The sequence below is a fragment of the Variovorax sp. SPNA7 genome (assembly GCF_033807855.1).
Lineage (GTDB): Bacteria > Pseudomonadota > Gammaproteobacteria > Burkholderiales > Burkholderiaceae_C > Variovorax > Variovorax beijingensis.
The window spans coordinates 3,251,914-3,270,244 of the sequence record NZ_CP138513.1 but is presented as its reverse complement, the minus strand read 5'-3'; the positions used below and the strand labels follow the sequence as shown (position 1 = coordinate 3,270,244).

Sequence of the window (18,331 nt, the reverse complement as noted above, 5' to 3'; positions counted from 1 at the left end):
GAGGGCGAGGGGTGTGTGAGACGGTCGATTCTAGAATGGCGGCCCTTTATCCGCTTGCCGGCCCTTGGCTCGTGCCGCACCCCCATGTCTTCTTCCCGACTTTTCGTGCTGATTCCTTGTGCCGGTTTCGGCCACCGTGCAGGTGGCGTTCAGCCCAAGCAATACCAGCGGCTGGCGGGATCGTCCATGGTGGCCCACACGGTGGCTGCGTTCCGCGCGCTGGCGGGCCGCTTCGCCGGGCTGGCGGTGGTGGTGTCGCCGGACGACCGCGAAGTGCAGGCGGCGCTGCCGCGCTTTCCGGCCGACAACGAATTCCTGCTGCGCATGGGAGGCGTCACGCGCGCCGCCACGGTGCGCAACGGCCTCGCGGCGCTGCGGCAGAAGGGGGCCGGGGCGCATGACTGGGTGCTGGTGCACGACGCGGCGCGCTGCCTCGTCACCTCGAGCCAGATCGAGGCGCTGATCGCGGCCTGCGAGCACGACGCCGTCGGCGGGCTGCTGGCGCAGCGGCTGGCCGACACGCTGAAGGCGTCCTCGGCCGACAGCCGCGTCTCCCAGACTCTTTCGCGGGCCGACAAGTGGCTGGCCCAGACGCCGCAGATGTTCCGCATCGGCATGCTGCTCGATGCGCTGGAGCGGGCGGGCGACGCGGTGACCGACGAGGCCGGCGCCATCGAGGCCATCGGCCTGTCGCCCTTGCTGGTGCCGGGCAGCGCGCAGAACTTCAAGGTGACCTTTCCCGAGGACTTCGCGCTGGCCGAGGCGGTGCTGCTCGGCCGCAGGAAGGCCATCGCATGACGGCCGCGTTCAACATCCGCGTGGGCGAGGGCTGGGACGTTCACCAGCTGGTGGCGGGGCGCAAGCTCATCCTCGGCGGCGTGGAGGTTCCGCACACCACCGGCCTGCTGGGGCATTCGGATGCCGACGTGCTGCTGCATGCCATCACCGATGCATTGTTCGGCGCGGCGGGCCTGGGCGACATCGGCCGGCATTTTCCCGATACCGACGCGCAGTTTCGCGGCGCCGATTCGGCGGTGCTGCTCGGCGAAGCGGCACGCCGCGTGCGCGCCGCGGGCTGGGAGATCGGCAATGTCGACAGCACGGTGATTGCGCAGGCGCCCAAGCTGGCGCCGCACATTCCGGCCATGTGCCGGCGCATTGCCCAGGTGCTGGGCCTTGCGCCTGACCAGGTCAACGTGAAGGCCAAGACGGCCGAGAAGCTCGGCCCCGTCGGCGAAGGCCGTGCGATGGAAGCCCGCGCGGTGGTGCTGCTGCACCGCCAGGGCTGATTCAGGCCCGCCGGCCCTGGGCTTCCGCCGGCCTCGGCTCGGGCATGGCGCGCGGCATGCGGATGTGTGCCGCCAGGCCGCGTCCGGGCGTGCTGGTGAGCGCAAAGGTGCCGCCCATGCGCTCGATGTTCTTTGCCACGATCGACAGGCCGAGCCCGGCGCCGGCCGCGGACGTGCGCGCCACGTCGCCGCGGAAGAAGGGCTTGGTCAGCTGCGAGAGCAGGGCGGGCTCGACGCCCGCGCCGTGGTCGCGCACCTTGATCAGCACCGCGTCGTTGTTCGACTGCGCCTGGATCACCACGTCGGCAATGCCGGTGGAGGGAGTCTTGCCGTAGCGCCGCGCGTTCTCCACCAGGTTGGAGATCACGCGCGTGAGCTCGACCTCGTCGCCCAGCACGCGCAGGTCGGGCGGCACGTCGACGCGGATGTTCATCTCTTCGTAGTCCTGCACGGCGTAGGTGCAGGCATCGACCACGTCGCGCAGCAGCACGGGCTTGGGGTCGACATGGTCGGGGCGCGCGTAGTCGAGGAACTTGTCGATGATGGCGTCGAGCTGGGCGATGTCGGCCGCCATGTGGTCGCGCGCGTCCTCGTCGGACACGCTCATCTCGGTTTCGAGCCGCAGCCGCGCGAGCGGCGTGCGCAGGTCGTGCGAGATGCCGGCCAGCATGATGGCGCGGTCCTGCTCGATCTTGGCGAGCTGGTCGGCCATGCGGTTGAAGCCGATGTTGACCGCGCGGATCTCGTTGGTGCGGGCGCTCTCGTCGAGCCGGTGCGCCTCGTACTCGCCTTCGCGCACCTGCATGGTGGCCCGCGACAGCTGCTTGAGCGGCAGGTTGATGAGCCGCGTGATCAGCGCCGCGCCGGCCAGGGACAGGGCCATGGCGGTGCTGAGCCAGACCAGCCAGGTGCGCCCGCCCACGCGGCTGAAGCGGGTCGGGTCGAGCAGCAGCCAGTAGGTGTCGCTCTCGATGGTGAAGCCGATCCACAGGCCCGGCTCGTCGTTGACGCGGCTGGCCACCGTGGTGCCTTCGCCGAGCTGGTCGATCAGCTCCTCGGTCACGCGCTGGTCGAGTGCGCCGCTGGTGTAGGGCTGGAAGCGGTCGTTGGGCTCGCGCGGCAGGATGCGCACGCCCTCCTGGTCGGCCAGCGTCTTGATCAGCGACACCCGCGTGATCGCATCCGAGTACACCAGCGCCGCGCGTGTGAGGTTCACGAGCGAGGCGATCTGGTGTGCGGTCTGGATGGCGCGCGGCTCGTATTCGAGCGAGCGGAAGGTCTGCAGCCAGGCGACCGTACAGCCGATCAGCAGCAACGCGAGCAGGAAGAATGTGCGCCAGAAAAGGCTGAAGCCGAGCTTCAGGCCCGGTCGCCGGTCACGCTGGCCGCTGCCCTCCAGGGGGCTTGGCATGGTGACCTGCGCGCCGTCCTCCTGGGCTGGGCTGGGTCTGGCGGATTGCAGGCCGATGGCCACCTCAGGTTGTCGTTCAGGCCGTGCCGTCCGGCACGAACACATAGCCCACGCCCCACACGGTCTGGATGTAGCGGGGCGCGGCCGCGTCGGCCTCGACCAGCTTGCGCAGGCGCGAGATCTGCACGTCGAGGCTGCGGTCGAAGGGCTCGAACTCGCGGCCGCGGGCCAGCTGGGCCAGCTTCTCGCGCGACAGCGGCTGGCGCGGATGGCGCACCAGCGCCTTCAGCATCGCGAATTCGCCGGTGGTCAGGGAGAGTTCCTCGCCATCCTTCTTGAGCGTGCGCGAACCGAGGTCGAAGGCGAAGGGGCCGAAGGTCACGGTCTCGTTCTCGGTGGAAGGGGCGCCGGGCGCTTCGAGCGGCGGACGGCGGCGCAGCACCGCATGCACGCGCGCCAGCAGTTCGCGGGGGTTGAACGGCTTGCCCAGGTAGTCGTCCGCGCCGACCTCGAGGCCGACGATACGGTCGACGTCCTCGCCCTTGGCGGTGAGCATGATGATTGGCGTTCGGTCGTTGGCGGCGCGCAGGCGGCGGCAGACCGACAGGCCGTCTTCGCCGGGCATCATCAGGTCGAGCACGATCAGGTCGACCGTGTCGCGCAACAGGATGCGGTTGAGCGCCTTGCCGTCCTCGGCCACGATCACTTCGAAACCTTCCTGGGTCAGGTAGCGGCGAAGCAGGTCGCGGATGCGGGCGTCATCGTCGACGATCACGATCTTGTCAGTGCGGGCGGGAACTTGAGTCATTTCTACAACGTTGAATTTGTAACAGCGCCGATTCTGAAGGCGTTGAGCCCCCGTTGAGCCGGTTTTACTTATGGTTTGACACTAAGTTACAAAACTTGCGGTCGCTAGCTGTCTAGTCATCCGACGTTCGCCCGGCAGTGGCAAAGTCCGGCCAGCGTTACGACTTTTGTTCAATGAGAACCCTTCTTCCCGTCCTGCCGATCCTTGTTGCCTGCAGCTGCGGACCTGCCTTGGCGAGCGCCGGCGAGTTTCTCAGGGTCGGTGATTCGCGCCGCAGCGAGGTACGCGAAGCCGTGGCGGCCCACCGTGCCGCACAGCGCGACGAAATCCGGCGGGAGGAGGCCGTGGCCGGCCGGCGCCTCACGGCGGCCGAACTCTTCGAACTGCGCCAGCAGGTGCGAAAGCAATGGACGCCGCCCGGCACACCCAACGTGCTGAATTCGGCAGAATCGCAACCGGCCGAGCGAATGGTGCCGGAGCCGATCTCGGCCGCGCGCGCCCTGACCTTGCCACGCAGCCAGCGCCGCTGAAGCGGCGAGGGCCGCGCGTTCTGGCGTTCTCGAATACCAACCCAGGGGGTTACCTCGTCTTGAAAAAAATCAGTTTGATCGCGGCTTGCGTCGCACTGGCTGCGGCAGGCGCCGCAAGCACCGCCATGGCCCAGAACATGGTCCCGCCGCCGCAGAACGTGCTGCAGCTCACAGCCTCGGGTACGGTGGAAGTGCAGCAGGACATGCTCAGCATGACGCTTACCACCACGCGCGACGCAGCCGACGCCGCCACGGTCCAGTCGCAACTCAAGGCCGCGGTGGACGCGGCCCTGGCCGAGGCAAAGAAAAATGCCCAGCCCGGCCAGCTCGACGTGCGCACCGGCAATTTCAGCCTGTCGCCGCGCTACACCCGTGAAGGCAAGATCAACGGCTGGCAGGGCTCCGCCGAAATGGTGCTCGAGGGCCGCGACTTCCCGCGCATCACGCAGACCGCGGGCCGCATCACCACGCTGAACGTCGGCAACGTGGGCTTCGCGCTGAGCCGCGAGCAGCGCGCCAAGAGCGAGACCGAGGCCCAGACCATCGCCATCGAGAACTTCAAGCAGAAGGCCACCGAACTGGCCAAGGGCTTCGGCTTCGGCGGCTACACGCTGCGCGAAGTGTCGGTGAACGCGAACGACAGCGGCCCGATCCGGCCGCGCGTCATGGCGGCGGCAGCCAAGTCTTATGCGGCCGATGCGCCGGTGCCGGTGGAAGCCGGCAAGACCAGCGTGGTTGTGAACGTGTCGGGATCGGTGCAGCTCAAATAGCTTCTTCTATTGGGCGGTCCAGCCGCCGTCCATCTGCCAGGCGACGCCGCGCACCTGGTCGGCAGCGGGCGAGCACAGGAACACCGCAAGGCCGCCGAGCTGCTCGACCGTGGTGAACTGCAGCGAAGGCTGCTTTTCCCCGAGCAGTTCGTTCTGCGCCTGCGTGGCCGAGATGCCTTCGCGCGCCGCGCGGTCGTCGATCTGCTTTTGCACCAGTTGCGTCAGCACCCAGCCCGGGCAGATCGCATTGCTCGTGATGCCGGTGGTCGCGGTTTCGAGCGCCACCGACTTGGTGAAGCCCACGATGCCGTGCTTGGCCGCCACGTAGGCCGACTTCTGCGCCGAGGCCACCAGCCCGTGGGCCGATGCCACGTTGATGATGCGGCCCCAGTTGGCCTCGCGCATCGCGGGAATGGCGAGCCGCGTCGTGTGGAACGCGCTCGTGAGGTTGATGGCAATGATGGCGTCCCAGCGTTCCGGCGGGAAGTCCTCGACCTTTGCCACGTGCTGGATGCCGGCGTTGTTGACGAGGATGTCGACGCGGCCGAATTTGGACGCCGCGAACTTCATCATGTCCTCGATCTGGCCAGGCTGGCTCATGTCGGCGCCGTGATATTCGGCGCGCACGCCGAGCGCCTCGATCTGGGCCTTGGGGGTTTCGGCGTCGCCGAAGCCGTTGAGCACGATGTGTGCGCCTTGTTGCGCGAGCGCCTTGGCAATGGCAAGGCCAATGCCGCTGGTGGACCCCGTGACAAGCGCGGTTTTGCCTTTGAGCATGAAGATCAATCTCCGGATGAATTAGGATGCGACGAGACCATTATCCGCACCAGGACGACTTCGTTTTCATGACAGAACCGACGCTTCATTACGTGGCGTGCGATGACGCCCAGGGCGGTCACCGCATGGCCTACTGGCAATGGGGCGACGCGCGCAGCGCGCGCGTGGTGGTCTGCGTGCACGGCCTCACGCGGCAGGGACGCGACTTCGACGTGCTCGCACAGGCCCTCGTGGCACGCGCCGCCGGCGACGTGCGCGTGGTCTGCCCCGACGTGGCGGGGCGCGGCCGCAGCGACTGGCTGCGCGATCCGGCGCTCTACCAGGTGCCGGTCTATGCGGCCGACATGCTGGCGCTCGTTGCACAGCTGCACCGCGAACAACCGATCGACACGCTCGACTACCTGGGCACCAGCATGGGCGGGCTGATCGGCTTCGTGCTGGCGGGGCACAAGCAACTGCCGCTGGCCCGTCCGATCCGCCGCTTCATCGTGAACGACGTGGGCCCGACGATCGAGGCCGCGGCGCTGCAGCGCATCGGCGCCTACGTGGGGCAGGGTGGCCGCTACGAAAGCCTGCAGTCGGCGGCGGACGCCATGTGGGCGATCTCGACCAGCTTCGGACCCCATACACCTGCCCAATGGCTTTCGCTGTCGCAGCACATGGTGGTGCCCGCATCGCAGCGCACGGCCGATGGCGCCGGCAAGGTGGAGCCCGGCGGATCCCATGGCGATTCGGCCAGCCCCTGGCTGCTTCACTACGACCCGGCCATTGCCGTTGCGCTGCGCGCCATCACGCCCGAGGCTGCGGCCCAGGGCGGTTCCGTGATGTGGAGCCTCTACGACGCCATCGATGCGCGCACGCTCGTGACGCGCGGCGCCCAGTCGGACCTGCTCTCGCGCGAAACGGCCCTCGCCATGACGCAGCGCGGTCCGCGCGCGGCGCTGATCGAGTTCGAAGGCGTGGGCCATGCGCCCACCTTCGTCGACCCCGGGCAGGTAGGCGCCGTCACCAACTTCCTGTTCGATTGAGGCCAACGTGAAGCGCGAGTCCTCGAGTCTTCAAACGGCGCACGCCTCCGATACGGCGGTGGTGGACTATCCCTTGTCCGCCGCCACGGCCGACCGCACGCCGGTCATGGAGAACATGCTCGCCCGTGCGCGCGCTTTCGCCGAGCCGCTGATCGCCGACGAAAAGCTCGACACCGGCGAGAACACGCTGGCGCATGCCGACGCCGTCGCGGCCATCGTCGCGAAGATGGGCGGCTCCGAGGCCATGCAGGCCGCGAGCTACCTGGTCTACGCCTGCCAGCATCTCAACCGTCCGCAGGAGGTCATCGCTAAGGTGTTCGGCGACAACTTCGCGGCGCTGGCGGTCGAGACCACCAAGCTGGTGCGCGTGCAGGAGCAGGCCCGCTCGGCTTCGCAGGGCCATCACTTGGCCGAAGGCGCGGCGGGTGCGCAGACCGAGAACGTGCGCAAGATGCTGCTTGCGTTCTCGCGTGACCTGCGCGTGGTCATGCTGCGCCTCGCATCGCGGCTGCAGACCTTGCGGCATGCCGCCGCCAGCAAGCAGCCGGCGCCCGAAAGCGTGGCGCGCGAGTCGCTGCAGGTGTTCGCGCCGCTCGCCAACCGGCTCGGCATCTGGCAGGTGAAGTGGGAGATCGAAGACCTCTCGTTCCGCTTCCTGGAGCCCGAGACCTACAAGCTGATCGCGCGCCTGCTCGACGAGAAGCGCGTCGAGCGCGAAGGCCACGTCGAGCAGCTGCGCTCGCAACTCGAAAGCGAACTGCAGGCCGAAGGCGTGCGCGCCACGGTGCAGGGGCGACCCAAGAACATCTACAGCATCGTCAAGAAGATGCGCGGCAAGTCGCTCGACTTCGCGCAGGTGTTCGACATCCTCGCGCTGCGCGTGGTGGTGCCCGACGTGAAGGACTGCTACGCGGCGCTGGCCTGGGTGCACTCGCACTTCCTGCCGATCGACGAAGAGTTCGACGACTACATCGCGCGGCCCAAGCCCAACGGCTACCAGTCGCTGCACACCGTGGTGCGCGAGATGGTCGACGGCAAGCCCGGCAAGCCGATCGAGATCCAGATCCGCACCGAAGAAATGCACGACCATGCCGAGCACGGCGTGGCGGCGCACTGGGCCTACAAGGAAGCCGGCCACAAGGGCTATGCGGGCGTGTGGGCGAGCGGCGAATACGACGCGAAGATCGCAGTGCTGCGGCAACTGCTGGCGTGGGAGCGCGACCTTTCGGGCGGTTCGCAAGGCCAGGGGCTCTTCGACGACCGCATCTATGTGCTGACGCCCGACGCGGCCATCGTCGAACTGCCGCAGGGCGCGACGCCGGTCGACTTTGCCTACACCGTGCACACCACGCTGGGCCACCGCTGCCGCGGAGCGCGCGTCGATGGGGCCATGGTGCCGCTCAACACGCCGCTGTCGAACGGCCAGACGGTCGAGATCATCGCGGCCAAGGAGGGCGGCCCTTCGCGCGACTGGCTCAATGCCGAGCTCGGCTATCTTGCAAGCCACCGCGCGCGCGCCAAGGTGCGCGCATGGTTCAACGCGCAGATCACGCACGAAACCGTGGCGCGCGGGCGCGAGGCGGTCGAGAAGCTGCTGCAGCGCGAAGGCAAGACCTCCACGCGGCTCGAGGATCTGGCTTCGCAGCTTGGCTTCAAGTCGGCGGATCATTTGTTCGAAGTGGTCGGCAAGGACGAGTTCTCGCTGCGCAACATCGAGGTGCTGCTGCGCCCGCCCGAGCCCGCGCCCAACCCCGACGACGGCGTGCAGATCAAGAAGCCGCGCGCGAGCGAGAAGTCCGGCAAGGGCGGCGTGCTGGTGGTGGGCGTGTCTTCGTTGATGACGCAGCTCGCCAAGTGCTGCAAGCCCGCGCCGCCCGATGCCATCCGCGGCTTCGTGACGCGCGGCCACGGCGTGAGCGTGCACCGCGTCGACTGCAGCAATTTCCGGATGATGGCCTCGCGCGACGGCGAGCGCGTGATCGATGTCGAATGGGGCGCCGCGAAGGGTGGCGAAGCACCGGTCTATGCGGTCGACGTGGCCGTCGAAGCGGCCGACCGCCAGGGCCTGCTGCGCGACATCTCCGATGTGTTCGCACGCGAGAAGATGAATGTGATCGGCGTGCAGACCCAATCGGTCAAGGGCACGGCATGGATGACTTTCACCGTGGAAATCTCCGATGCGGCGCGGCTCACGCAGGTGCTTGGCGTGGTGATGGCGGTTGCCGGTGTGCGATCTGCACGTCGGCGCTGAAAAAGCGCGTTTTCTCCTGCTACAATAGCTGCTTCTCGGACACATCCTTAGGCGCGTAGCTCAGCTGGTTAGAGCACCACCTTGACATGGTGGGGGTCGTTGGTTCGAGTCCAATCGCGCCTACCAATTTCTGTTTCGACTTCCGGCCAACCACCGGGTCTGTCGAACAGAGCTTTCACCGGGTTCCCCGGTGTCTCAATCGTCCTTGCGGGGAAGCAGACAAAGACCATGGCCATGTTGTTGTGCTACCTTGGCCGCTCTGCAAACCTTTTCCAAATTTCTTGACAAGCGATCTGATGAATACGCGATCAACGCTGGTTGATCGGGCTCATGCCGACATGCGCCTGGCCGCATTGCTCCGGCAGGCTCCCATCGAATTTGCGCGCGCGGTCTATGGCATCAATGACCACGCAAGCGGCCGTACCGACACCATGGCGGCACGCGAAATAGCCCGCGCCATCCGGCAGGGCACGCCCGTCACGCAGGAGCGCGCCGAGCAGCGCTCGCGCGCCTACTTGCCCACGGCAGGGCAGGAACACTGTCCGCGCTGCTGGGTGGTCTATGGCCACAAGAGTCCGCTGCGTTTCAGGGAAGCCGCCGAAGAACGCCCCGAGACCGCCACCTGCAGCGCCTGCGGCGCCGAGTACGCAACAACGCTTGGTTGAAGCGGCGCAGGCACGGTCAGGGTAAACCTTGTCGCGATGCAGCAAAACCGCTACCTAGAATCATCGGATGACATGGGCATCCATGTGAAGGAGTCCGCAGTGCAGAGCAAGAAGTCCGGGGTCAAGCCGGTGCAACGTGTAATCAAGAAGTACCCCAACCGAAGGCTCTACGACACCGAGACATCCACGTACATCACGCTCACCGAGGTGAAGCAGCTGGTCATACAGAATGCCCAGTTCGTGGTGCGCGATGCCAAGACCGGCGACGACCTCACCCGCAGCATCCTGCTGCAGATCATCCTCGAGGAAGAAGCGGGCGGTGCGCCCATGTTCACCGAGCAGGTGCTGGCCAACATCATCCGCTTCTACGGACAGGCGATGCAGGGCTACATGGGCCCCTATCTCGAAAAGAACATCCAGGCCATGACCGAGGTGCAGGCCCAGCTTGCCGAAAAGGCCGAGGGCCTCACGCCCGAGATGTGGTCGCGCTTCATGACCATGCAGTCGCCCATGCTCCAGGGGCTCATGGGCAATTACGTCGAGCAGTCCAAGAACGTGTTCCTGCAGATGCAGGAGCAGATGCAGAAAAATACCGAGCAGGTCCTGGGCGCATTCGGCATCAAACGCCCCTGAAATCCCGTCCCCGGCCGATAGCTGGGACAATAGAGGCATATATGAGCGAAGTTGCCTCCCCCGAACGCATGGCCACGCCGGCTGCCCCCAAGGTCGGTTTTGTGAGCCTGGGCTGCCCCAAGGCCCTGACCGATTCCGAACTGATCCTGACCCAACTGAGCGCCGAGGGCTACCAGACCGCCAAGACCTTCGAGGGCGCCGACCTGGTGATCGTCAACACCTGCGGCTTCATCGACGATGCCGTGAAGGAAAGCCTGGACACCATCGGCGAAGCGCTGGCGGAAAACGGCCGCGTGATCGTCACGGGCTGCCTGGGCGCGAAGACCGGCGACCAGGGCGGCAACCTGGTGCGGCAGATGCACCCGAGCGTGCTGGCCGTGACCGGTCCGCACGCCACGCAGGAAGTGATGGACGCGGTCCACGCCAACCTGCCGAAGCCGCACGACCCGTTCGTCGACCTGGTTCCCAACACTTTCGGCATCGCGGGCCTCAAGCTCACGCCGCGGCACTATGCCTACCTGAAGATCAGCGAAGGCTGCAATCACCGCTGCACCTTCTGCATCATTCCCTCGATGCGCGGCGACCTGGTGTCGCGGCCGGTCGGCGACGTGCTCGGCGAGGCCAAGGCCCTGTTCGAAGGCGGCGTCAAGGAGCTGCTGGTGATCAGCCAGGACACCTCGGCCTATGGCGTGGACGTCAAGTACCGCACCGGCTTCTGGGACGGCAAGCCGGTCAAGACGCGCATGCTCGAACTGGTGCGCACGCTCGGCGAAATTGCCGAGCCTTATGGCGCCTGGGTCCGGCTGCACTATGTATATCCGTATCCGAGCGTGGACGAAATCATTCCGCTGATGGCCAGCGGCCAGGTGCTGCCTTACCTCGACGTGCCGCTGCAGCACAGCCACCCCGACGTGCTCAAGCGCATGAAGCGTCCGGCCAGCGGCGAGAAGAACCTGGAGCGCCTGGCGCGGTGGCGCGAGGTCTGCCCCGAACTGGTGATCCGCAGCACCTTCATCGCGGGCTTCCCTGGCGAAACCGAGCAGGAGTTCGAACACCTGCTCGACTTCATCCGCGAGGCGCAGATCGACCGCGCCGGCTGCTTCGCCTACAGCCCAGTCGAAGGAGCCACCGCCAACGACATTCCCGGCATGCTGCCGCCGGCGGAACGCGAAGCGCGCCGCGCCCGTTTCATGGAAGTGGCCGAAGCGGTGTCGATCGCCAAGCTGCGCCAGCGTGTCGGTGCGACCATGCAGGTGCTGGTGGACTCGGCGCCCGGCATGGGCCGCAAGGGCGGCGTGGGCCGCACCTACGCCGACGCCCCCGAGATCGACGGCACCGTGCGCCTGCTGCCGCCCGAGAAGATCAGCAAGACGCTCAAGGTGGGTGAATTCACCCGAGCCCGCATCGTGGGCGCCGAGGGCCACGACCTGATCGCGCTGCCGATCTGAACCGTCGCCACCTGGCGGGAGCGAGAGAGCAGGGCGGCGATCGCCGACCTGCGAACCACGGGCTGAGCGACAGGCGAAAAAGTTGTACGCCTACAGACGCATGCAGCCCGGAGCTTGAACGTGGCGGCTTATGTTCTCCAGGAGGTCCCATGTTCTTCCAGCTCTTTCAACCCGGATCCAGCCTTCATCTCAAAAGGGCTGCCACGCTGCTTCAGGAAGCCCAGATGGCGAGACTCGAGCACCAGGCTGCGGCGGAGCATCACGCGGCCCTGGCCAAGATGTATGCGGAGCGCGTGAAGCGCCTTTCCGGCGAGGTCTATCCGCTTCCCGCTCCCAGTGGCGAGGCGGCAGGCACGAAGACCGAGCAGGACAAGCCGGCGATCTATTCGATCGAGAGCAATCGCAGGCCCAAGTCGAACCTGCTGACATAGTCCAAGAAAAGGAAAAGCCCGCTGGATGCGGGCTTTTCGATGGGCACGGACAGGGCTGCAAGGACCCGGCGCTTCTTCTCAGTCATCCGAGCGAGAAACGACCAGGAGGCTCATGAACAACGCCCCGAGGAACATGCCGACTAACAAGGTAAATGCTGTGATCACAATGGTCTCCGCTAAATTTGATATTTTCAAATCAAACGTAACCTTGTGTACGCATTCGAGTTACTTCTTGAATCGTTTTTGATGTGAAAGTGTGACTTTTGCTACACCTTGGGAGCGAAAGTCGGGAGCGCATCGCTGCTCTTGGGCGGACGGCCCGGATACAGGTACCTGGAATACTCACCCGACTGGCCGTACAGCCGCGCCGCGAGCTCCACAGGATCCTCGTTGCGGTGCTTTTCATAGAGCACGGGGCCCCAGATGATGAATCCATCGATGCTCAGCGAGTGAGGCACCGGCTCGATGGCCTTCCATGCATGCGCGAACTTTGAAATCCATGCCAGTGCTTCGGCCAGCGCATGGTTGCGAGCAGGAGAGGTGACGGGTTCGGATGTCGACATGGCGGTTATCCTTTGTGAAAAGACTGTATAAATATACAGTAAAATTCACATGGGCAGGAGCGCCGCCGCCGGGACAGCGATCAATTTTTCGTGTTGAACCAGGCCCAGAGCACGGCACCCAGGCCGATCCAGACCGCCAGGACGAGCACGGCACCGGCAATGCTTCGCGGCTTCGTGCCTTGTTCCTTCATCCACAGGTCGGCGCGCTCGCGGCATTCCTCGAGCACATCGGCCGGAATGAGCCGGATGTTCAGCCAGATCAGGCCGGGCAGCAGCAATGCGTCGTCGAGGTAGCCGAGAACGGGAATGAAATCCGGGATGAGGTCGATCGGGCTCAGCGCATACGCGACGACGAATGCCGCGAGCAGCTTGGCGAACCAGGGCGTGCCTGGATGGCGGTAGGCAAACCACAGGGTGACGGCATCGCGCTTGATACGCGAAGCCCATTGCCTGATGCGTTGGAAAATGGCCATGCTCACATGCTGTCGAACCGGTGCAATGCTTCGCGTGGTAAGGTGCACCTCGGCTTCAAAGCCGTCGCAACCCCGCAGATCCGCCTGTGATCCCCAGCAGCGAGTCGAATGCCGCGCTCATCAGGTTGGGTTTTGCGGTTCACCTCTACTGCCAACACGGTGTTATTGATTCGGTTGCCCTGCTTCTCGAGACTCTGCGCGATCATTCGTCGATGTACTGCGTCAGAATGGTGGAAAGCCGCTTCTCCACGAGCGGGTTGCTGCATCATTTCATGAGACGAAGCCCGTTCCATTTGTTCGAATCCGTGCCGCCGACAAGCGCTTCGCAGCAGAATGTTCCGTCTCAGGATCACGAAGCTGTGCGCGAACGCGGCACACAACCGTCGGTGCGGCCAAGCCTGGCCGCGATCGGCATCCGTGAGGGAGAACATCCCTCGATCATGTTCCCAGGGAAAAGAAAAAACCCCTGTAAATCGATGATTCACAGGGGTTTCAGCTTGGTAGGGGTGGTGCCCAGAAGAGGACTCGAACCTCCACGATGTTACTCGCTAGTACCTGAAACTAGTGCGTCTACCAATTCCGCCATCTGGGCCCACATAGCTGCCGAAGCAGTTATGTTTTGAATTTCAGGAAAGAGAGAATCATATCAAAAATAATGGCACTTCCAGCGGTCTGCTGGATGAATTTGAAGGAACTGTTCAAGGGCATCGCGACGGACACGGTTTCGTGCAGCGCGACGACGGCGAAGCCGACATCTATCTGCCCCCGAACGAGATGCGTGCGGTGCTGCACAAGGACCGCGTCAAGGCGCGCGTGGTGCGGCAGGATCGACGCGGGCGTCCCGAGGGGCGGGTGGTCGAAATCGTCGAGCGCCCCGAGCAGCCGATCATCGGCCGCCTGCTGCATGAAGGCGGCGTCTGGCTCGTTGCGCCCGAAGACAAGCGCTATGGACAAGACGTCCTGATCCCGAAGGGGGCCACCGGCCCCGCCAAGGTGGGGCAGGTGGTCGTGGTGCAGCTCACGGAGCCGCCGGCGCTGTTCGGCCAGCCGGTCGGGCGCGTGAAGGAAGTGCTGGGCGAGATCGACGACCCCGGCATGGAGATCGAGATTGCGGTGCGCAAGTACGGTGTGCCGCACGAGTTTTCCGAGGCCTGCCTGGCCGAAGCCAAGGCACTGCCCGAGAAGGTCCGCCCCGCCGACAAGAAAGGGCGCATCGACCTGACCGACGTTCCGCTGGTCACCATCGACGGCGAGGACGCGCGCGACTTCGACGACGCCGTGTACTGCGAGCCCGCCAAGGTCGGCCGCGGCAAGGGCTGGCGCCTGCTGGTGGCCATTGCCGACGTCAGCGCCTATGTGCAGACCGGCTCGGCCATCGACATCGATGCCTACGACCGCGCGACCAGCGTCTATTTTCCGCGCCGCGTGATTCCGATGCTTCCCGAGAAGCTGTCGAACGGCCTGTGCTCGCTGAACCCCGAGGTCGAACGCCTGTGCATGGTGTGCGACATGCTCGTGGCGGCCGACGGCGAGATCTACGCCTACCAGTTCTACCCGGCCGTGATGTTCAGCCATGCGCGCTTCACATACACCGAAGTGGCGGCCATTCTTGGCAACACGCGCGGCCCCGAGGCTGCCAAGCGCAAGGACCGTGTCAAGGACCTGCTGAACCTGGCCGACGTCTACAAGGCGCTGCTCAAGCAGCGCGGCAAGCGCGGCGCGGTCGACTTCGAAACCACCGAGACGCAGATCATCTGCGACGACGCGGGCCGCATCGAGAAGATCGTGCCCCGCACGCGCAACGAGGCGCACCGCCTCATCGAAGAAGCCATGCTCGCGGCCAATGTGTGCAGCGCCGACTTCATCGCCGAAGGCAAGCACCCGGGCCTGTTCCGCGTGCACGAAGGCCCGACGCCCGAGAAGAAGGAAATCCTGCGCGGCTACCTGAAGGCCATGGGCGTGGGCTTGAGCATCACCGACGATCCGCGGCCCGGCGAGTTCCAGGCGATTGCCGAAGCCACCAAGGAGCGCCCCGACGCGCAGCAGATCCACACCATGCTGCTGCGTTCGATGCAGCAGGCGATCTACACGCCCATCAACAGCGGCCATTTCGGCCTGGCGTACGAGGCCTACACGCACTTCACGAGCCCGATCCGGCGCTACCCCGACCTGCTGGTGCACCGCGTGATCAAGGCCATCCTCGGCAAGACGCGCTATCAGCTGCCGATGCTGCCGACGCCGGGCGAGGCGCATGCCAAGCTCGCCAAGCGGCTGGCCTCGCGCGTCAAGGCGCCGACCACCAAGCCGCAGAAAGCCACCGTCGCGCCGACCAAGGAAGTGCTGGCCTGGGAAGCGGCCGGCCTGCATTGCAGCGCCAACGAGCGCCGCGCCGACGAAGCCAGCCGCGACGTCGAAGCCTGGCTCAAGTGCAAGTACATGCGCGAGCACCTGGGCGAGGAATACGGCGGGGTCGTCACGGCAGCCACGACCTTCGGCATCTTCGTGACGCTCGATGCGATGTACGTCGAGGGGCTGGTGCACATCACCGAACTCGGCGGCGAATACTTCAAGTTCGACGAGATGCGCCAGGAGCTGCGCGGCGAGCGCACCGGAATTCGCTATGCCATCGGCACCCGCGTGCGGGTGCAGGTGAGCCGCGTCGACCTGGACGGGCGCAAGATCGATTTCCGCCTGGTGCGCGAAGGCGAAGACCTCACCACGCGCGCCATGAAGGACAAGGGCGCAGCCCCGGCCGGCGTGCCGGTCAAGGCATCGGCCAAGCGCAGCTCGCGCCACAAGGCCGAAGCCGTGTCCGAGCAGCGCGTCGAGCGCAACGCGACCGTTGCCGCGGCGGGCCCGCAGTCGGCAATGCAGGCTTTCAAGTCGGCCGTCAAGAAGGCCGCCAACAAGATGAAGGGCCGCAAGCCGCGGCGCGCATGATGCGCAGCGCAGCGCAGCGCAGCATTGCATCCCATCCATACAGACAAACAGAGAAGGAGACACCGAGCATGAGCGTGGAAAACAACAAGGGCCGCATCGCGATCGTCACGGGCGCCGGCACCGGCATCGGCCGCGCCGCGGCGCTGGCGCTGCTGGCCGATGGCTGGAGCGTGACCCTGGCGGGGCGCCGCCTCGAGCCGCTGGAACAGGTGGCGGAAGAGTCCGGCGCCGGTGCGCGCGCCTTCGCAGTGCCCACCGACGTGGCCAATGCGGAATCGGTGCAGGCGCTGTTCGCCGCCGCGGTGGAGCGCTTCGGCCGCGTCGACCTGCTGTTCAACAACGCCGGCGTGGGCAACCCGCCGGGTCCGTTCGAAGACTGGACGCCCGAGCAGTGGCGCGGCGTGGTCGACATCAACCTGAGCGGCATGTTCTTCTGCATCCAGCAGGCGTTCCGCACGATGAAGGCGCAGACGCCACGCGGCGGCCGCATCATCAACAACGGCTCCATCTCGGCCACCGCGCCGCGGCCCAATTCCGCGGCCTACACCGCGACCAAGCATGCGGTCGAGGGCCTGACCAAGACCGCTTCGCTCGATGGGCGCAAGTACGACATCGCGGTCGGCCAGATCGACGTGGGCAACGCCATGACGGAACTGGCCGCACGCATGGCCAAGGGCGTGCCGCAAGCCAACGGCGAACTCGCGATCGAGCCGCTGATGGACGTGAAGATCGTGGGCCAGTCGGTGCTCTACATGGCGAACCTGCCGCTGGAGGCCAACGTGCTGTTCCATACGGTCATGGCGACGAAGATGCCCTTCGTCGGGCGCGGCTAGAACCCGTCAGCAGGGCGCCTGGCGCGCCAGCGCGCCGGCCGTCAGCGGCGGCGCGCCGGGCGGCCAGGTGTCGGCGATGTGGCCGTGGCGCCAGACGGCTTCGCGGGCCGCTTCGAACGGCGGCCGCTGCGCCGCGAGGGCGGCGCCGATCATTCCCGCGAGCACATCGCCCGTGCCGGCGGTGGCGAGCCTGGCGTTGCCGGTCAGGTTGACTGTCGGCGGCGCGCCGCCCTCGGCGATCACCGTTCCCGAACCCTTGAGCACGGCGACCACGCCGTAGCGTGACGCGAGCTCGCGGGCGGCTGCAAGCCTGTCGGCCTGGATGTCGGCGGCCGCGCAATCCAGCAGGCGCGCGGCTTCGAGTGGGTGCGGAGTGATCACCGTCGGCCTGCCGCGCCGCGCACGCGATGCCAGCTGGGCCTGCAGCGCGCCGTCGACTGCGATGGCATTCAATGCATCGGCGTCGAGCACCAGCGCGGCCGCTGTCGCCAGCACGCGCGGCAGCACCGCGCGGATGTCCGTGCCGCCGCCGCATCCGCAGACCGCCGTCATGCCCGAAAGATCGAGCGACCTGGCGTCTCGCAGCATCAGTTCGGGCTGGGCCGGGTCGACCGGGGCTGCGCTCGCATCGAGCAGTCCGACGAAAACGCGGCCCGCGCCCGCATGCAGCGCTGCGGATCCGGCCAGCAGCGCGGCGCCCGCCATGCCGGATGTGCCGCCGATCACCGCGACATCGCCATAGCTGCCCTTGTGCGAGGCGTGGCTGCGCGGGGCATTGGTCGGTGCACCCGCCAGGCGCGCGACCGGCGCCTCGCCGGTGCCGCTGCAGCCCAGGTCGTCAAACCAGACCGTGCCCGCCGCGTCGCGCCCTTGTGCCGTGAACAGGCCGGGCTTGAGGGTCAGGAAGGTCACGCAGAAGCGGGGCGAAAGAGCACCCGGATGAGGTGTGGCGCTTGAGACGCCGGTGTCGGCATTCAGCCCCGATGGCACATCGACGCTGAGCACCGGTGCGGCCATCGCATGCATCCGCCGCAGCCAATCGGCCATGGCATTCGCGGGCGGCCGGCTCGATCCGATGCCGAGCAGCGCGTCGATCGCCAGTTCGCAGCTCGCAGGCGGTTCCGGCGCAAAGATCACGCCGGCATCGCGGGCCCGCTGCAGCGAGGCGCCGGCATCCGGTGGCAGCCGGGTCTCATCGCCAGCGAAGGTGACGATCGGCAGGAAGCCGCGGTGCTGCAGCTGCGCGGCAGCTTCGAAGCCGTCGCCGCCGTTGTTGCCCGGCCCGCAGGCGATCCAGATCGTCCGCGCATGCGGCGCCAGCGCCATCGCGAGCCGCGCCACCGCCAGGCCCGCGCGCTGCATCAGCGCGTGAGCAGGCAGGGCGGCGGCCGCTGCCTGTTCGATGCGACGCGTTGCCGCAATGTCGAACAGGTCGCAGGCGGTGGCGGGCGTGATGCGTTGCATGGGCCGATTCTGCCCGC

General features: G+C 66.5%; 18 protein-coding genes and 2 tRNA genes. 13 read left to right on the top strand and 7 right to left on the bottom strand.

Annotated elements, in window-relative coordinates:
* Positions 1-84 precede the first annotated feature (84 nt).
* Entirely contained in the window at positions 85-798 is a 714-nt protein-coding gene (gene ispD / locus RZE77_RS15350) for a 2-C-methyl-D-erythritol 4-phosphate cytidylyltransferase (protein ID WP_319438197.1), read from the top strand.
* Positions 795-1,289, top strand: coding sequence for a 2-C-methyl-D-erythritol 2,4-cyclodiphosphate synthase (ispF, locus tag RZE77_RS15345; protein ID WP_124960525.1), 495 nt, complete (start codon positions 795-797; stop codon positions 1,287-1,289). The genes ispD and ispF overlap by 4 nt, the downstream gene beginning before the upstream one ends.
* A gap of 1 nt (position 1,290) precedes the next feature.
* Here the strand turns inward: ispF and RZE77_RS15340 are convergent, their stop codons facing one another.
* Both RZE77_RS15340 and ompR read right to left on the bottom strand, forming a co-directional pair.
* The gene (locus RZE77_RS15340; protein WP_124960526.1) at positions 1,291-2,700 is read right to left on the bottom strand and encodes a sensor histidine kinase; all 1,410 of its coding nucleotides are present in this window, start codon (positions 2,698-2,700) and stop codon (positions 1,291-1,293) included.
* Between the two features lie 76 nt (positions 2,701-2,776).
* A complete protein-coding gene (ompR, locus tag RZE77_RS15335; protein ID WP_012747691.1) occupies positions 2,777-3,508 on the bottom strand; it encodes an osmolarity response regulator transcription factor OmpR in 732 nt (243 codons plus the stop codon).
* A gap of 230 nt (positions 3,509-3,738) precedes the next feature.
* Here ompR and RZE77_RS15330 point away from each other — a divergent pair, with 230 nt between their 5' ends.
* Both RZE77_RS15330 and RZE77_RS15325 read left to right on the top strand, forming a co-directional pair.
* Positions 3,739-4,038 carry a hypothetical protein gene (locus RZE77_RS15330; RefSeq protein ID WP_319438196.1) on the top strand — a complete coding sequence of 100 codons (300 nt, stop codon included), beginning with the start codon at positions 3,739-3,741 and terminating at the stop codon, positions 4,036-4,038.
* 59 nt (positions 4,039-4,097) lie between these two features.
* Positions 4,098-4,808 (top strand): SIMPL domain-containing protein, encoded by a 711-nt coding sequence (locus tag RZE77_RS15325; protein WP_319426246.1) that lies wholly within the window; start codon positions 4,098-4,100, stop codon positions 4,806-4,808.
* Between the two features lie 6 nt (positions 4,809-4,814).
* On the opposite strand, the gene RZE77_RS15320 is transcribed toward RZE77_RS15325, so the two are convergent.
* Positions 4,815-5,585 carry a 3-hydroxybutyrate dehydrogenase gene (locus tag RZE77_RS15320; RefSeq protein ID WP_319438195.1) on the bottom strand — a complete coding sequence of 257 codons (771 nt, stop codon included), beginning with the start codon at positions 5,583-5,585 and terminating at the stop codon, positions 4,815-4,817.
* Between the two features lie 68 nt (positions 5,586-5,653).
* On the opposite strand from RZE77_RS15320, the gene RZE77_RS15315 reads away from it, so the two are divergent.
* The 7 genes from RZE77_RS15315 to RZE77_RS15285 all read left to right on the top strand — a co-directional run bounded on the left by RZE77_RS15315 (position 5,654) and on the right by RZE77_RS15285 (position 12,041).
* A complete protein-coding gene (locus tag RZE77_RS15315; RefSeq protein WP_319438194.1) occupies positions 5,654-6,613 on the top strand; it encodes an alpha/beta fold hydrolase in 960 nt (319 codons plus the stop codon).
* A 106-nt stretch (positions 6,614-6,719) separates the two neighbouring features.
* Positions 6,720-8,864: a RelA/SpoT family protein gene (locus RZE77_RS15310; protein ID WP_319442366.1), complete on the top strand. Its 2,145-nt coding sequence runs from the start codon at positions 6,720-6,722 to the stop codon at positions 8,862-8,864.
* Positions 8,865-8,913: 49 nt separating this feature from the next.
* A tRNA-Val gene (locus RZE77_RS15305) sits at positions 8,914-8,990 on the top strand.
* A gap of 170 nt (positions 8,991-9,160) precedes the next feature.
* Positions 9,161-9,529 (top strand): hypothetical protein, encoded by a 369-nt coding sequence (locus tag RZE77_RS15300; protein WP_319426243.1) that lies wholly within the window; start codon positions 9,161-9,163, stop codon positions 9,527-9,529.
* Positions 9,530-9,601: 72 nt separating this feature from the next.
* Positions 9,602-10,162 (top strand): polyhydroxyalkanoate synthesis repressor PhaR, encoded by a 561-nt coding sequence (gene phaR / locus RZE77_RS15295; protein ID WP_041946121.1) that lies wholly within the window; start codon positions 9,602-9,604, stop codon positions 10,160-10,162.
* A 41-nt stretch (positions 10,163-10,203) separates the two neighbouring features.
* Complete coding sequence (gene rimO, locus RZE77_RS15290; RefSeq protein WP_319438193.1) at positions 10,204-11,610, top strand: 30S ribosomal protein S12 methylthiotransferase RimO; 1,407 nt, start codon at positions 10,204-10,206, stop codon at positions 11,608-11,610.
* 149 nt (positions 11,611-11,759) lie between these two features.
* Complete coding sequence (locus RZE77_RS15285) at positions 11,760-12,041, top strand: hypothetical protein (RefSeq protein WP_124960533.1); 282 nt, start codon at positions 11,760-11,762, stop codon at positions 12,039-12,041.
* 266 nt (positions 12,042-12,307) lie between these two features.
* On the opposite strand, the gene RZE77_RS15280 is transcribed toward RZE77_RS15285, so the two are convergent.
* The 3 genes from RZE77_RS15280 to RZE77_RS15270 all read right to left on the bottom strand — a co-directional run bounded on the left by RZE77_RS15280 (position 12,308) and on the right by RZE77_RS15270 (position 13,669).
* On the bottom strand, positions 12,308-12,604 hold the full coding sequence (locus tag RZE77_RS15280; RefSeq protein WP_319438192.1) for a hypothetical protein: 297 nt from the start codon (positions 12,602-12,604) through the stop codon (positions 12,308-12,310).
* Between the two features lie 80 nt (positions 12,605-12,684).
* Complete coding sequence (locus tag RZE77_RS15275) at positions 12,685-13,077, bottom strand: YkvA family protein (RefSeq protein WP_319438191.1); 393 nt, start codon at positions 13,075-13,077, stop codon at positions 12,685-12,687.
* Between the two features lie 507 nt (positions 13,078-13,584).
* Positions 13,585-13,669 (bottom strand) — tRNA-Leu (locus RZE77_RS15270).
* A gap of 80 nt (positions 13,670-13,749) precedes the next feature.
* On the opposite strand from RZE77_RS15270, the gene rnr reads away from it, so the two are divergent.
* Positions 13,750-16,017, top strand: coding sequence for a ribonuclease R (gene rnr, locus RZE77_RS15265; RefSeq protein WP_319442365.1), 2,268 nt, complete (start codon positions 13,750-13,752; stop codon positions 16,015-16,017).
* 68 nt (positions 16,018-16,085) lie between these two features.
* Positions 16,086-16,850, top strand: coding sequence for an SDR family oxidoreductase (locus RZE77_RS15260; protein WP_018905025.1), 765 nt, complete (start codon positions 16,086-16,088; stop codon positions 16,848-16,850).
* A gap of 6 nt (positions 16,851-16,856) precedes the next feature.
* On the opposite strand, the gene RZE77_RS15255 is transcribed toward RZE77_RS15260, so the two are convergent.
* The gene (locus tag RZE77_RS15255) at positions 16,857-18,314 is read right to left on the bottom strand and encodes an NAD(P)H-hydrate dehydratase (RefSeq protein WP_319438190.1); all 1,458 of its coding nucleotides are present in this window, start codon (positions 18,312-18,314) and stop codon (positions 16,857-16,859) included.
* Positions 18,315-18,331: the final 17 nt, after the last annotated feature.